This is a genomic window from Pseudoalteromonas sp. BMB (genome assembly GCF_001709235.1).
Classification (GTDB): domain Bacteria; phylum Pseudomonadota; class Gammaproteobacteria; order Enterobacterales; family Alteromonadaceae; genus Pseudoalteromonas; species Pseudoalteromonas maricaloris.
In genome coordinates, this window is sequence record NZ_MBQA01000046.1 from 100401 (window position 1) to 115011 (window position 14611).

Genomic DNA, 14611 nt, shown 5'->3' on the forward strand with positions numbered 1-14611 from the left:
TGAGATTTATCTTACGAAAATAACAGAAAAGCGCCATAAGGCGCTTTTCTAGATGTACTTTCAGATTACATGAAAATACTTACTGTTCAGCTTGCACTTCAGGACGCATGTGTGGGAACAAGATAACGTCTTTAATAGTCGGTGAGTCTGTGAATAACATCACAAGGCGATCGATACCAATCCCCTCACCTGCTGTTGGTGGTAAACCATGTTCTAGCGCACGAATATAATCCGCATCGTAGTGCATTGCTTCATCGTCACCTGCATCTTTTTCTTCCACTTGACGCGCAAAGCGCGCAGCTTGGTCTTCAGCGTCATTAAGCTCAGAGAAACCATTTGCAAGCTCACGGCCACCCACGAAGAACTCGAAACGGTCTGTGATAAATGGATTTTCATCGTTACGACGCGCCAGCGGAGACACTTCCCAAGGATATTCAGTGATGAACGTCGGTTGGATAAGTCTGTGCTCAGCGACTTCTTCGAAGATTTCACATAGGAACTTACCTGGGCCCCATACACAGTTTTCAGGGATCTTAACGTGAACTTTCTTAGCGTATGCTTTTAGTGCTTCAAAGTGGTTTTCTGGATCTTTAAAGATTTCAGCTTGTGCTTCAGCATCTGGGCCGTATTGTAAAATAGCATCAGCCATAGACAAACGCTGGAACGCACTACCAAAGTCATACTCAATCGTCTCTGTCACTTCGCCTTCAGCATTTTTTACAGTATTAACAACTGTAGTAGTGCCTAACACGTCTTGTGCCACGGTGCGTAACATGTCTTCAGTTAAGTTCATCAAATCATTGTAATCCGCGTATGCTTGATAGAACTCAATCATAGTGAACTCTGGATTATGACGCGTAGATAAACCCTCGTTACGGAAGTTACGGTTGATTTCGAACACACGATCAAAACCACCAACCACTAAACGCTTAAGATATAGCTCAGGCGCGATACGTAGATACATATCAATATCTAATGCATTGTGATGCGTTACAAAAGGACGTGCAGACGCACCGCCCGGAATAACCTGTAGCATCGGCGTTTCCACTTCCATAAAGTCACGTTCAGCTAAGAAACGGCGAATACCTTCAATCACTTTTGAACGAATACGGAATGTTTCGCGCGTGTCCATGTTAGTGATCAAATCAACATAACGCTGACGGTATTTTGCTTCTTGATCAGTCAGACCGTGGAACTTTTCAGGTAGTGGACGTAGCGACTTAGTCAGTAGTTCATACTCAACCATGTCGACATATAAGTCACCTTTACCAGATTTATGAAGCGGACCTTTAACACCAACGATATCGCCGATATCTAATTGACCATACTTCTCTTTTAGGTCTTTTTGTACGTCTTTTGAAGCATAAGCCTGAATACGACCTTTCATGTCTTGCAACACTAAGAAAGGACCACGTTTCGCAAGCAAACGACCCGCAACAGAAACATGATGATCAAGTTCTACTAGCTCTTCCTTCGATTTATCACCAAACTTAGCTTGTAGATCTTGTGTGTAGTCTTCGCGGCGGAATGAGTTCGGGTGGCCATTCGCAGGGCAATTTTCCCGGATCGCATCTAGCTTGCCACGACGCTCAGCAATAAGTTTATTTTCGTCTTGATTGTGATCTGTCATTGTTTAGCTCTTAGTTTAGCTTGTGGATTAAAGGCCTGATTTCAGGCTTGCTTCGATAAATTTGTCTAAATCGCCGTCTAGTACGGCTTGGGTATTGCGATTTTCAATACCTGTACGCAAATCTTTAATACGTGAATCATCTAGCACGTATGAACGGATTTGGCTGCCCCAGCCGATGTCAGATTTTGCATCTTCTTGGGCTTGCTTTTCAGCGTTTTGCTTTTGCAGTTCAAGTTCAAACAATTTCGCCTTTAACTGCTTCATCGCTTGATCTTTGTTCTTGTGCTGCGAACGGTCATTCTGACACTGCACTACCGTATTGGTTGGTAAGTGCGTAATACGTACCGCTGATTCTGTACGGTTAACGTGCTGACCACCTGCGCCCGATGCACGATATACATCGATACGAAGATCTGCAGGATTAATATCGATTTCGATATTGTCGTCAATTTCTGGGTAAACGAATACAGAAGCAAACGAAGTATGACGACGGCCGCCTGAATCAAAAGGACTCTTACGTACTAAGCGGTGTACGCCCGTTTCTGTACGAAGCCAACCGTAAGCATATTCGCCCGTAACTTTAACTGTTGCGCCCTTAATACCAGCAACATCGCCATCGGTCGCTTCAACGATTTCGGCTTTAAAACCTTTCGCCTCAGCCCAGCGCAAATACATACGCAGCAACATGTTACACCAGTCTTGGGCTTCAGTACCGCCAGAGCCTGACTGCAAGTCGATGTACGCATCGTTGGCATCTTGCTCGCCTGAGAACATACGACGAAACTCTAGTTTTTCCAGCTGCTCAACAAGGCCGTTGACCTCTTGCTCTGCTTCAATGAAGGTTTCTTCATCTTCGGCTTCTACAGCAAGCTCAACCAGACCTTCTGCGTCATCGGCACCAGACACGAGATTATCGATGGTTTCAACAATCACTTCTAAATTCGATTTTTCTTTGCCCAGTGCTTGGGCTCTTTCCGGCTCATTCCATACAGCAGGATCTTCTAATTCGGCATTAACTTCTTCTAAACGCTCTTGCTTTAGAGCGTAGTCAAAGATACCCCCTAAGAAGCTCTGTACGTTCGCGAATTTCCTTGATTTGGTTAATCACAGGATTCACTTCAAACATTTACCTTTACTCCAGAACTAAATTTGTCGGTTTGTGAATTCACACAAACAGGTCTGACAACGGGTCAGACCATAGATTTAAGCGACCAATAGTATCAAATAATAACCGCGCTTAGCATCCCTTAAAGTGAGAATTTTGGGAGTTTTTTAACAAACTCAGTACGCACATCTCTATTAATTCGGTTGCGCCTGAAGTTCACGCACAATGAGCTGCAAATTATATTTACCACGAAACTCATTAATATCTAATTGATAAGCAAATAAAGCATGGGTTACCTGGAGATTTGGCCAAGCCCGAACGTCAACGTTAAATGCTATCGCATCAACCAATCGGCCTGAACGATGCTTAAGCACAAGTTTTAGATGTTTGTCGCCAACAATACGTTGCTGTACCAACTCAAATACATCCTGAAATACCGGCTCACTAAATTGCTGCCCCCACGGACCTGCCTGCTGTAGTTCAAAAGCAAAATCCATGGTAAAGCAATCGCCCGGCAGTTCACCGTCCGTCAACAGAATGCTTTGCTTTGCTTCTTCGCTCAGCGTCGCACTAACATTTTGTTCAAATACCTGTTTAAACCGCGCAAATTCAGACTCTAAAATGGTCAATCCTGCTGCCATCGCATGACCACCGAATTTTACAATTAACTCTGGGTGCTGGGTATTGATTGACTCCAGCAGGTCGCGCATGTGTAGACCTTCAATAGAACGACATGAGCCCTTGATCTCGCCGTTGTCGCCTTGTGCAAAAATAATACACGGGCGGTGATATTTTTCTTTTAAGCGTCCCGCTAGAATGCCTATCACACCTTGATGCCAATCATCTTGATACAAACACAAGGCATCTGGTACTTCTTGGCTTTTAAGTACCAAACGCTCCAATACCGCTTGCGCCTCTTGCTGCATACTTTGCTCAATCTCGCGTCGTTCTATATTTAGACTATCGAGCTCGGACGCAATACGACGAGCTTGAGTAATGTCTTTCGATAACAAGCAAGCAATACCTAAACTCATATCGTCAAGACGACCCGCGGCATTGAGTCTTGGCGCTAACGCAAAGCCAAAATCACTGGCGCTTAATCTTGCATTATTACGGTTAGAAACTTCGATAAGTGCTTGGATCCCTGGTCGCGTTTGACCACTGCGGATCCGGGCGAGCCCTTGGTGTACCAAAGTGCGGTTATTCGCGTCTAGAGCCACAACGTCAGCCACGGTTCCTAGGGCAACAATATCTAATAATGTCGCCAAATTTGGCATCGCGACGTTTTGTTCCACAAAATAGTTTTGCGCTCTTAAGTAATGCCTTAGTGCTATCAGCAGATAAAAGGCAACCCCAACGCCCGCGATAGACTTAGATGGGAAATCGCAGTCAACACGATTTGGATTAACAATCGCATCGGCAATCGGCAACTCATCACCTTGTAAATGGTGATCGGTAACAATCACTTTAATACCCGCCTGCTTCACGATTTCGACACCGCGAATACAGGAAATACCGCTATCTACGGTGATCACCAAATCAGGTTTTATTGCAACGATTTGCTCAGCCAATGCTGGGCTTAGGCCGTATCCTAAGCTAAATCTGTCCGGCACGAGGTAATCCACACGCTGAAAACCAAACTGAGGCAACCCCTCCATTAATACGGCGGTGCTCGTTGCGCCATCGGCGTCAAAGTCACCAACAATCAACACTTGTTGTTGCAAAGAAAGTGCTTCAGCCAGAATTTGGCTTGCAAGCTCGATGTCTTTAAATAATTTAAAATCGTGTAAGGTTGCGGCGCTATTATCGAGTTCAACGACCGATTTAACCCCTCTGGCAGCATAAAGCTGTTTGATCACGGGATGTAGTGAAGCCGGTAAATGGCTGTCATCAACCCGCTCTCTTGGTTTAATTTCTGTATGCATACTTTTTCACAAAACAAAAAAGGCCAAAATGGCCTTTTATATTCTTTATCTTGCTATCTTATCGAGTTCTCAACGCGAACTCCATCGCTAAGCGTGAGTCATTATGACTTAGGGCTATTTGCGTCTAGCATTTGTGCGATAGCTGCTGCAGGTTGATAACCTGGGATCATTGAGCCATCTTCAAGAATGATCGCTGGTGTTCCTGAAATGCCAAAGCTTTGCCCTAGTTGATAGTGCTCGGCTACTGGCGCTTGGCAGTTTTCAACTGGTTTCACTTCACCACCAGCTTTCGCCTCAGTAAGTGCAGCAGCGGCATCTTTTGCACACCATACATTTTTCAAATCTTCATAGCCTGAACCACGCAAACCACCACGTGGGAAAGCTAGGTATTTCACGGTAATACCAGCTGCTAAGTAATCTTCTAGTTCACGGTGAAGTTTGCGGCAGTAGCCACAAGTAATGTCTGTGAATACCGTGATTTGATGTTTTTCATTTTCCGCTTTGTAGACGATCATTGAGTCTTCGTATTCTGCAATACCTTTTTGGCGCACATCACTCAACGCGTCTTCGGTGATATTACGGCGGTTATCAAGATCAATCATAGTGCCCTGAATTAGGTATTTACCATCAGCACTTGAATACAGTACCCCTTTATCTGTGATCACTGTTTTTAAGCCCGCAAGCGGACTATCTTTGATTTGCTTAACCGTTATACCTAATCCGCTAAATTGCGTCGTAATTGGGTCTACTGGTGCTGTTGGTGCGACAGGACCCTCAACTTGCTCAGCGAAAGCGCCAAAGCTCAATGCCAGTGAAGCGGCAACTATTAGTTTTTTCATTATGTTCTCTCTAAACCTGTTATTTGAGGGGTTCACGCGCCCCTTTGTGCTACTCACTAAGACCGGAGTAACCATAAATAATTCCCAAGCAACAAAAATTAAGCTCTTGGGTGATGCTGCTGGTGCAATGTTTTTAAACGTTCACTGGCAACATGTGTATAAATTTGAGTCGTCGACAAGTCGCTATGGCCAAGCATCATTTGCACAACTCGCAAGTCAGCGCCATGATTCAATAAATGTGTTGCAAAAGCATGACGTAGCGTATGTGGCGATAACGGCGACTTAACGTCTGCCAAAATAGCATAGTGTTTTATGCGATGCCAAAAAGTTTGTCGCGTCATACCTATGCCTCGCTTGGATGGAAAGACAAAATCGGTAGCATGCTTGATCATTAAGCCCCGCCCTTTTTTGAGAAATTGTTCGATCCAATGCAATGCTTCTTCACCCATAGGCACTAAGCGCTCCTTGCCTCCCTTACCACGCACAAGTACAACAGCTTGTCTCATGTTGACTTGCTCCATTCTTAGCCCGACTAACTCAGTCACGCGCAACCCCGTGGCATACAAGAGCTCGAGCATTGCTTTATCTCTCAACCCCATCGGGTCGTCACAATCAGGAGCATTTAACAAGGCCTCAACTTCTTGCTCTGACAAGGTTTTTGGCAGCGACGGGGTTGTTTTGGGTTGCGCAATAGTATCCAGTGGAGACTGCGCGATTTGTTTTTCTCGCAACCAATATAAATAAAATCTCTTTAATGCACTGATGGCTCGCGCGTTACTCTTTGCTTTTAAGCCCTTGTCTATTCTGTGTGCCAAATAAGCCTCGACGTCTTGGCTTGTGATTGCCAGTAAAGAAGACACCGAGGTTTCTGTTTTTATAAATAAGAGAAACTTTTCAAGGTCACTGCGATAGGCTGCAATGGTATTTTCACTGAGCCCTTGCTCCAAAAATAGCGCATCTAAAAAGGCTTCTATATATTGCAGATCGGACAGTGTATGGGTAGTTGCTTGGTGTTCGCTCACAGAGTACCTGTATTAATTATTAACGTCATGATGTAGACTTGCCACCTATAATACCAGTCAAATTGAAAGTGATAAATACAATGCAAATTGGGTTATTTTACGGCTCGACAACATGTTACACAGAAATGGCCGCAGAAAAGATTCAGGAAATCATCGGCAAAGACACAATTACCTTATTTAATATTAAGGACGAGCCGCTAAAACAAGCTGAGCAGTTTGACTTCCTCATTTTTGGTATCTCAACATGGGACTTCGGCGAACTTCAGGAAGACTGGGAGTCTCACTGGGACGATATCGACAGCGTTGATCTGAGCAACAAAGTCATAGCGCTATTCGGCATGGGTGACCAACAAGGTTATGGTGAATGGTTTCAAGATGCACTAGGCATGCTACATGAAAAAATTGCCCCTCAAGGCGTCACCTTTTTAGGTTACTGGCCAAATTCAGACGACTATGAATTTGAAGCGTCAAAAGCACTTACCGAAGATAAAAGTCAGTTCGTTGGCCTGGCACTAGATGAAGACAGTCAATACGACAAAAGCGACGAGCGTATCGCAACTTGGATAGAGCAAATCATGACGGAATACGCCGAATTAGATGTTTAGCGCAGTAAGCGTTAGCACTAATCCAAAGTGTTAACGCCCATTCCTAATATCATCTGTAAAACTGACTCAATGCAGCCTCAATTTGTGATAGCTTATACGGCTTATGGATCACATTATCAAAAACTTCATTTTGAGCTTGAGTTAAGAAAATATCAGCGGTTATCGCCAAGATCGGTAACCTTGAATTTTCTTGTTTGATTAAATGTGCCGCCTCTGTACCACTCATACCCGGAAGATTCACATCCATAAAAATGATGTCAAAGTGTTTTTCTTTTGCCACTTCAAAATAGGCTTCAGCAGATTCGAAAATATCATAGCTACAACTAAGTTTGTCGAGTATCGCAGTGATCAGTAGCTGATTAAGCGGATTGTCTTCTATTACACCAATCTGATGATAGAAAATGGCGATATGCTCTGTTTTTGGTGGCGAAGCGACTTTTACTCCACTTTCGCTTTTGCATGGAATAATAAACACCACCTCAGTCCCTTCACCCTCTTGGCTGGAAACGCTGATCCGCCCCCCCATAATATCAATAAGTGCTTTAGTCACACATAGGCTTAATCCAACCCCTAAGTTTCCTCTGCCCTCAAACATGCTAAAGCGGTCAAATAGATTACTTTGCTCAAGCGCCGAAAGGCCTTTACCACTGTCTTTTACAATAAACTGTATTTCATTACCAATGACATATGCTCTGAGCACCACTTCTTGCCCAGCCTCGCTGCTCTGAATTGCAGTGTCGAGTAAAGTCTCTATGACGCGCGACACTTTATCCTTATCGAGCATCAAAGCCTCACCTTTATAGACGCCAGCAATAGAGTGCGTAATCGTAATATCATGTTGTTTTGCCTCAGTAGCAAAGCGAGCAACTGACTGCTTGAGTAGATCAGATAATGAACAAAGAATGGGTTCAAACTGAACTTTTTCACCTTCAATAAGCTCAAGCTCTAATACGGAATCAATGACAGTAAGCAGTTTACTCCCCCCCGTTTCTATATTTTGCAGGTAGCTTGTCGTAGATTCAGAAAACCCTTCAGCTTCAGCTGAGTTGAGTACCACATCATTAAAGCCAATGATGGCGTTAAGTTGAGTGTGTAATTCATGGCTGATATCAGATAAAAAACTGTCCTTGGAATCATTGAGCAGCTTAAGTACGTTTACTTCTCTGCGCAGTTCAAGTTGCCGAATTACCTGACGACCCAAGGTGGCGAGTGTTTTCCTTTGCAAATCGGTGAGTTTTTTGGGCTTATCACTGATAGCACAAATAGTGCCTACCTTATAACCGCCTGAGCTAATCAGCGGTGCACCAGAATAGTGACGGATTTTCGGGCCGCCAGTAACCAGTGGATTGTCAAAAAAGCGCTCATCTTCTAGGGCGTCTTGCACCTCAAATACATCTTCTTGCAAAATAGCATGAGAACAAAAGGAGATATCTCGATGGGTTTCATCCACATCCAGCCCCACTTTAGACTTAAACCATTGGCGATTTGTGTCTATCAAGCTAATAAGCGCGATAGGCGTTTCACAGATCTCTGACACCAGCTGCGTAATTTCATCAAGGTTTGCTTCTGCAGCAGTATCCAATACCTTATATTCGCGCAGCGCTTTGAGACGATTTTCTTCGTTATTTGGGATCTCGGCTTTTTTCATGAACACCTACACAAGCGAATTAAACCAGCTAAGTACACGTAAATCAGACTGCACTTTTGACACGATGATTCTGACTATTTCTCAGCTAAAGTGTAGAAGATAAATCACGATACGAACAAAAAATATCCATCACATTTTTAGGTAAAACTCATGACATAAAGAAACAAAATCATTCGTATATTGGTTATCTACATCGTATATCACCAACGATTGCTCATGACTTGGTTGTGCTATGCTTTGTTTGCCTATCAGTAGCAATCTGCGAGAGTAAGATTTACTCGGGGTAGTTTTAATCGCACAGCTTGAAACAAGAAACCAATTTCGCGCTTTGGCAAGCCGACAAAAGAGCAAACTCTCTTGATAGGGTAAAATTACCGCAAGTTGCCCAGCATCCGTCGTAAACTTTTCGAAGGCATCAAGCAACGCATCAAAACTTAGGCTGTCCGTGTGTCTAGCTCTATTTCTCGCTTGATTTTCTCCTTTCAAACTCGCGTTGAAGTAAGGTGGGTTTGATACCATGAGGTCAAAGCGCAGCTCGCTATCAAACTTTTGTATTGCACAGCGATGCAGCTCAATATCAGGCCACGGGCTGTGCTTGATATTAAACTCTGCATCCTTTAACGCATCGTCATCAAGCTCAACCGCATGGACTGTGCTCATTGGACTTCGCTGTTTACACATCAATGCGATAAGCCCAGTTCCCGTTCCGACATCAACAACCCGGTTGGCTTCAGCGAGCGGAACCCACGCGCCAAGTAAAATACCATCCGTCGAAACCTTCATTGCCGCATGATGCTGGGTCACCGAAAACTGTTTAAATGCAAACTGAGACATCCTATACCTTTGAGAAAATGCAATAGCAACGTATAATTCCGCTATTGTCCTTTATTTGTGATGCAATATGCAATTTACTGAATTTGATTTAGACAGCAAGCTGATTAGTGCGATTAAAAAAATGGGTTTCGATACTCCCACCAGCATTCAACAGATGGCTATTCCTGAAGCGTTAATTGGCCGAGATATTCTCGCCAGCGCACCAACCGGTACGGGTAAAACCGCTGCATTCTTGATCCCTGCGATTCAGTATTTGCTTGATTTCCCTCGTAAAGAGCCAGGCTTTGCCCGCGTACTTATCATGACGCCAACGCGTGAACTTGCCTATCAAATACACGAGCAATGTGAACTCCTTGCCGCGGGTGTTAACCTTAAGATAGGCGTGGTAACTGGCGGTATTAATTACGGCAGTCACAAAGAAATCTTCGAAAAGAACAATGATATCCTCATCGCAACCCCAGGTCGTTTGATGGAATATCTTGAAACCGAGAACTTCCACGCAGAAAATGTTGAGCTACTGATCTTAGATGAAGCCGACCGCATGCTAGACATGGGCTTTCGAAAAGAAATGCTACGTATTTGCTCTGAAGCGGTTAACCGTCGTCAGTGCTTTTTGTTCTCCGCGACCCTTGAGGGCGAAAGCGTTGAGAAGTTTGCTGAACGTATATTACAAGACCCAGCACTACTTGAAGCCACGCCATCACGTAAAGAAAAAGGTAAAATCCATCAGTGGGTTCATCTTGCTGATAACTACGAGCACAAAGTCAATTTGCTCGCACAACTACTAGATGACGAAGAAGTAACCAAAGCGGTTATCTTCGTAAAAACGCGTGAACGCCTAGAAACACTCGTTGGCGAGCTATTTGCTAAAGGCATTAAAACCACTTGGCTGCGTGGTGAAATGCCACAAGACAAGCGCATGGCTGCGATGGCAAGTTTTCACAGTGGTAAGACGAATATCTTAGTGGCAACAGATGTTGCAGCCCGTGGTATCGACGTTGCGGATATCAGCCACGTATTTAACTTTGATATGCCACGCACCGCAGATATTTATGTACACCGCATTGGTCGTACAGGCCGCGCTGGTAAAAAAGGCACCGCGGTTTCTTTGGTTGAAGCCCACGATGTTGAAGTTTTAGGTAAGGTTGAGCGTTACACCGACCAAAAACTTAAGCGCCGTGTAATTAAAGGCCTTGAACCTAAACATAAAGAAGCAAAAGCACCGAAGAAGAAAAAAGATCCGGTGAAAATCAAGGCGAAAAAGAAAGCCGCCAAGGTTAAAAAGAAAAAGTAACCCAAAAAGCCAGCGTCAGTACGCTGGTTTTTTTATGTTAATTTGAGCAAGTGCTAATCTGGATAAGCCTTAACTTGCTATGTTAGATTTGATTGGTAGAACTTAGCTAAATCTAACGGTCGTATATGTACCAATAGCGAGCGATGGAAACATCGCATTAAGTGTTTACTTCACTTCCTCAGCTTGGATGTTAATAGTGATGGGTGTGACTTATTTACCCTGAGTGTTGGGCGTCCAGCTGGCGTAATTTTGCCGGCGACTTTTAATGAGCTTGTTATGTGTTGACTTCTAGATGATATTCTAACGCACATATTTACTACCTTAAAGATATCCCATATCTTTGTTCATTATTCCAATTTTTTCTTCAGGTTAGCTATTCCAACAGAAACTCTATCTGCCAGATCTTTCCTTAATGAAATAATAGCCTCAGACTCCTCAGTTAAACTTGAACTTCGACTGTGGTATTGCAAAGTCATGCAGCATTTGTTTTCTTCATCAGCATAAAATTCGATCGTCATTTGGGGCAATACCCCTTCTAAATCTCCTTTTGTTAAGAAAAAGCGGTTAACTTCACAGTGGGCAACTTCGATGGTTAATTCATATTCGCCATCTGGAAACAACAATGTCTCTAAATAGGTTTTTCCAACGGTAGCATGAGGCAAATTGTTTTTTGACTTTATAGCTTGCACTCCGGGAAACCAGTCCCCGTAATTCTCCATATTAGTAACATATTTAAATACAGTATTTACAGTCGCAGAGATAGTGCCACTGGCTTTGGTAAGTTCAATCATTTCCTTCTCACATTAGTTTCTTTAAACAGATCAAGATGTGACTATATAGGTGATTTAGATTAATATAAATTGAACAATACAACACCCCAGATTAACCAAATGGAAACCAAACTGCATTTAAGATAGAAAATATGTCAAAATTTACTCAATATCAGGCCTTTATCGCTGTCTTTGAAGGGAGAAGCATTACTAAAGCAGCGTCAGTACTAAACCTGTCGGTACCTGCTATCAGCAAACAATTAATGCAATTAGAAGAGAGTTTGCAGGTACAATTATTTCACCGTTCTCACAAAAAACTGGATATTACAGAGGCTGGTAAACAGTTCTACTCCAAATGTAAAGCGATACTTTCATCTATATCTCAAGCAGAAGAGGAACTATTATCAGAGCAAGAAGCCATGAGTGGAGTTATCTCTGTCACGCTTTCTAAAGCCCTGTGCCGTTCCAAAGTACTTGATACTTTGTCTAGCTTTGTAGACATCCATCCTTTGATTGAGTTTGACATTTATTTTAGCGATAAACTAGAAGACTTATATGACAAAGATATTGATTTTGCATTTCGGTTGGGACAGTTAAATGATAGTAGTTCAATGACTGCTATGCCATTAATTGAGACACAGCTTGTTGCGTGCGCAACTCCGGATTATCTTAAAAAACACGGCATTCCAAAAAGCTTTTCCAAACTAGGTAATGCGAAGTTTATACTTATGTCCGCCCTAAACCCTGCAGGCGAGTTAAAAGGCTTTTTAAACAAAGAAAAGTTTGATTACACCCACTCTGTTTCACATACGACAAATGACATCGAAGGAGTGTATCAGCTAGTCAGTGCAAGTTTAGGGATAGGCATGATGCTTGATGTCTCAATCCATAAAGAGCTAGATGAAGGCCGGTTTGTCTCGATCCTATCAGAGCGCAATCTTCCCAGAAAGCGTTTACATCTCCTTTCAAAGAAAAGTCAATGGCAAACTAAGAAGCAGCGAGCCTTTAAAGATCATATAAAAGCTACACTTTCTGAACTTAACATGTAACGCCCGCATAATAAGCGCGAGTTAGCGAGCGTCCTGATTGATGCGTTTGTTAGCTTGTGCTGCACGAATAAAATCAAGATCACTAGTGATAACTCCAATACCCGATGCGACTACATCAGAGTAGGATTGGGTAATCGATTCATGTCGAGACCAAAGATAAACATCCGAACCATAACTCTGTAATCTTGATGCGAGGCGTTTAGGATAGCCCCAAAAAAACTTTGTCATCGAGGGAGGTATAAAAAGAATGGTGTTCCTACAGGACTCAGGAACTAATCCCGCCCATCCAACTAAAAGATAATTTATGCCGCAACTCTTTACGCTACCAACGCTTGCTAACCGTAAAGACGAATCCTTGTTTCGAAACCAATCCATACCTTTTGAAGAGGTAATCACAATATGGTTAGATTTTTTTCCAGCTAGATACTCATATAGAGTTTCGAATGAACGTATGTCGTTATCCTTTAGGTTTAACCAAAACTCATGCTTTGGATACCGTTTATAAAACGCCTCTAACTTAGAAATCCCAAAACCTTTTCCTCGAAATGGGAAGGTCGCACCATCATCAAACGTATATCCATATCCTGCATCAATACTTTTCAACTGCTCAAATGATGCTTTATGTACCGGCCCAGACCCGTTTGTAGCACAATCTAACGTCCAGTCATGAAAAACAACCAGTTGATCATCACGAGTTCTGTGAACATTTAGATGAATTACGTTCGCTCCGGCTGCAACGGAAGAAGCCACAGCTTCTAGTGTGTTCTCAACAGAATTATTGATGTTTGATGCTTTTATTGAAAGGGCGGTACAGCCAGTTTTCTTTAGTTTTTCATAATTAACCGCGCTTCCGCCTCCTCGATAGGCCACGATCTCGCCATGTCGCTGAAGGTCAGGAACGAACATATAAGCGTTAACAACTCCTAGTGTGATTATGCAAGACAGTGCGATCAAAAACGTCTTAACTATTTTTATAAACATTTATTACCTGATTCCTCGGTCGATGGTCGATGAAAAGCTAACATTTTAGTATTTATGCGACACGCAGTTTGTGTTGCATAATCGCATGTTGGACTGAGCCGCTACCTGCTCGGTATGGCAGAGTTGATGTTGTCTATGCTATGGCTTACTTAGAAAAAATAGGCTTTTTGGAGGCACTCACTTTCCTAGTTAGTGTAATCATATGTAAGCTTTCCCTGCATTGCTCAGCGCTTATTATGTATTCATTACACCTAAATTTGCCTTAATAAGCAATTATATTTTTTACGCGCACAGAGGCCGCTAGCCTGAGCAATTAAGCAGGTTAACTAATTGATTTTAAGTAGCTATCGAGCTGCTAACTCGTTCGCTTATAGTAGATATATAAATGTCGACCAAACATCGGATCTAACAGCCATCCCCCTAATCAAGCATCCCCCCTCCTTGGCTGCTATCAAAGCGCATCCATGCGCTTCTCGTTCATTCTTTTTAAACGACGAAAAAGAACGAACCAAGAAAACGTCGCCCCAGCATCACACTTAATCCTCAAACCCTAAACAGATATATAATACCAATTGCACTAAGTCTCCAATCAATTTGAAGGGTGAAATACCATATTAGCGTCGTTAAAAATTTCTCATTTAGAACAACTAAATAGCAAAATTTTGCCTAGCTACTAAAGCTATTTCTCCGCTTCAAATTGCTCATTTACCTAATACAATTGGTATCGCAACCGCCTTGTAAGGCACATCCCTATACCAGACAAGACTTGGCCGACATCCTGTCGGCGCATTGCATATCAGCTTATGCTTTTCGGGTGTGATGGAGGGGGATTGGTTTTGACTGCGAGTTCTAGTTTTTCTCTCAAAGCAGCAAATTTGCCTGCAAGCACCAAACAACACTATCAGCACC

12 protein-coding genes are annotated in these 14611 nt (G+C 43.0%); 3 read left to right on the forward strand and 9 right to left on the reverse strand.

Going from position 1 to position 14611, the window contains the following annotated elements; genetic code table 11:
- Window positions 1-79 precede the first annotated feature (79 nt).
- The 5 genes from lysS to xerD form a co-directional block, all read right to left on the reverse strand.
- A complete protein-coding gene (gene lysS, locus BB427_RS03600) occupies window positions 80-1630 on the reverse strand; it encodes a lysine--tRNA ligase (RefSeq protein WP_010375973.1) in 1551 nt (516 codons plus the stop codon).
- 27 nt (window positions 1631-1657) lie between these two features.
- Window positions 1658-2756 (reverse strand): peptide chain release factor 2 gene (prfB, locus tag BB427_RS03605; protein ID WP_139052416.1). Its coding sequence is split into 2 segments (ribosomal slippage): window positions 1658-2680 and window positions 2682-2756, totalling 1098 coding nucleotides; the frame shifts between segments, so codons are not numbered across the junction.
- A 173-nt stretch (window positions 2757-2929) separates the two neighbouring features.
- A complete protein-coding gene (gene recJ / locus BB427_RS03610) occupies window positions 2930-4660 on the reverse strand; it encodes a single-stranded-DNA-specific exonuclease RecJ (protein WP_069018971.1) in 1731 nt (576 codons plus the stop codon).
- A gap of 101 nt (window positions 4661-4761) precedes the next feature.
- Entirely contained in the window at window positions 4762-5499 is a 738-nt protein-coding gene (gene dsbC, locus BB427_RS03615; protein WP_045990471.1) for a bifunctional protein-disulfide isomerase/oxidoreductase DsbC, read from the reverse strand.
- 98 nt (window positions 5500-5597) lie between these two features.
- Window positions 5598-6521 carry a site-specific tyrosine recombinase XerD gene (xerD, locus tag BB427_RS03620; protein ID WP_069018972.1) on the reverse strand — a complete coding sequence of 308 codons (924 nt, stop codon included), beginning with the start codon at window positions 6519-6521 and terminating at the stop codon, window positions 5598-5600.
- A gap of 80 nt (window positions 6522-6601) precedes the next feature.
- Between xerD and fldB the strand changes: the two genes are divergently transcribed.
- The gene (gene fldB, locus BB427_RS03625; protein ID WP_010375981.1) at window positions 6602-7126 is read left to right on the forward strand and encodes a flavodoxin FldB; all 525 of its coding nucleotides are present in this window, start codon (window positions 6602-6604) and stop codon (window positions 7124-7126) included.
- Between the two features lie 49 nt (window positions 7127-7175).
- On the opposite strand, the gene BB427_RS03630 is transcribed toward fldB, so the two are convergent.
- Window positions 7176-8774 (reverse strand): hybrid sensor histidine kinase/response regulator, encoded by a 1599-nt coding sequence (locus BB427_RS03630; protein WP_010606191.1) that lies wholly within the window; start codon window positions 8772-8774, stop codon window positions 7176-7178.
- Between the two features lie 129 nt (window positions 8775-8903).
- Window positions 8904-9608, reverse strand: coding sequence for a tRNA1(Val) (adenine(37)-N6)-methyltransferase (locus tag BB427_RS03635; RefSeq protein ID WP_069018973.1), 705 nt, complete (start codon window positions 9606-9608; stop codon window positions 8904-8906).
- 67 nt (window positions 9609-9675) lie between these two features.
- Here BB427_RS03635 and srmB point away from each other — a divergent pair, with 67 nt between their 5' ends.
- Complete coding sequence (srmB, locus tag BB427_RS03640) at window positions 9676-10902, forward strand: ATP-dependent RNA helicase SrmB (protein WP_010375986.1); 1227 nt, start codon at window positions 9676-9678, stop codon at window positions 10900-10902.
- A gap of 347 nt (window positions 10903-11249) precedes the next feature.
- Here the strand turns inward: srmB and BB427_RS03645 are convergent, their stop codons facing one another.
- Window positions 11250-11693, reverse strand: a complete 444-nt coding sequence (locus BB427_RS03645) for an SRPBCC family protein (protein WP_045990473.1) — start codon at window positions 11691-11693, stop codon at window positions 11250-11252.
- A 131-nt stretch (window positions 11694-11824) separates the two neighbouring features.
- Here BB427_RS03645 and BB427_RS03650 point away from each other — a divergent pair, with 131 nt between their 5' ends.
- A complete protein-coding gene (locus BB427_RS03650; protein WP_069018974.1) occupies window positions 11825-12721 on the forward strand; it encodes a LysR family transcriptional regulator in 897 nt (298 codons plus the stop codon).
- Window positions 12722-12742: 21 nt separating this feature from the next.
- Here the strand turns inward: BB427_RS03650 and BB427_RS03655 are convergent, their stop codons facing one another.
- The gene (locus tag BB427_RS03655) at window positions 12743-13702 is read right to left on the reverse strand and encodes a glycerophosphodiester phosphodiesterase family protein (protein ID WP_069018975.1); all 960 of its coding nucleotides are present in this window, start codon (window positions 13700-13702) and stop codon (window positions 12743-12745) included.
- Between the last annotated feature and the right edge of the window lie 909 nt (window positions 13703-14611).

What these genes read in the sequence shown, in the direction of transcription:
- lysS (WP_010375973.1), bottom strand. Translation starts at nt 1,630, where the DNA reads ATGACAGATCACAATCAAGACGAAAATAAACTTATTGCTGAGCGTCGT.
- recJ (WP_069018971.1), bottom strand. Translation starts at nt 4,660, where the DNA reads ATGCATACAGAAATTAAACCAAGAGAGCGGGTTGATGACAGCCATTTA.
- dsbC (WP_045990471.1), bottom strand. Translation starts at nt 5,499, where the DNA reads ATGAAAAAACTAATAGTTGCCGCTTCACTGGCATTGAGCTTTGGCGCT.
- fldB (WP_010375981.1), top strand. Translation starts at nt 6,602, where the DNA reads ATGCAAATTGGGTTATTTTACGGCTCGACAACATGTTACACAGAAATG.
- BB427_RS03630 (WP_010606191.1), bottom strand. Translation starts at nt 8,774, where the DNA reads ATGAAAAAAGCCGAGATCCCAAATAACGAAGAAAATCGTCTCAAAGCG.
- BB427_RS03635 (WP_069018973.1), bottom strand. Translation starts at nt 9,608, where the DNA reads ATGTCTCAGTTTGCATTTAAACAGTTTTCGGTGACCCAGCATCATGCG.
- srmB (WP_010375986.1), top strand. Translation starts at nt 9,676, where the DNA reads ATGCAATTTACTGAATTTGATTTAGACAGCAAGCTGATTAGTGCGATT.
- BB427_RS03645 (WP_045990473.1), bottom strand. Translation starts at nt 11,693, where the DNA reads ATGATTGAACTTACCAAAGCCAGTGGCACTATCTCTGCGACTGTAAAT.
- BB427_RS03650 (WP_069018974.1), top strand. Translation starts at nt 11,825, where the DNA reads ATGTCAAAATTTACTCAATATCAGGCCTTTATCGCTGTCTTTGAAGGG.
- BB427_RS03655 (WP_069018975.1), bottom strand. Translation starts at nt 13,702, where the DNA reads ATGTTTATAAAAATAGTTAAGACGTTTTTGATCGCACTGTCTTGCATA.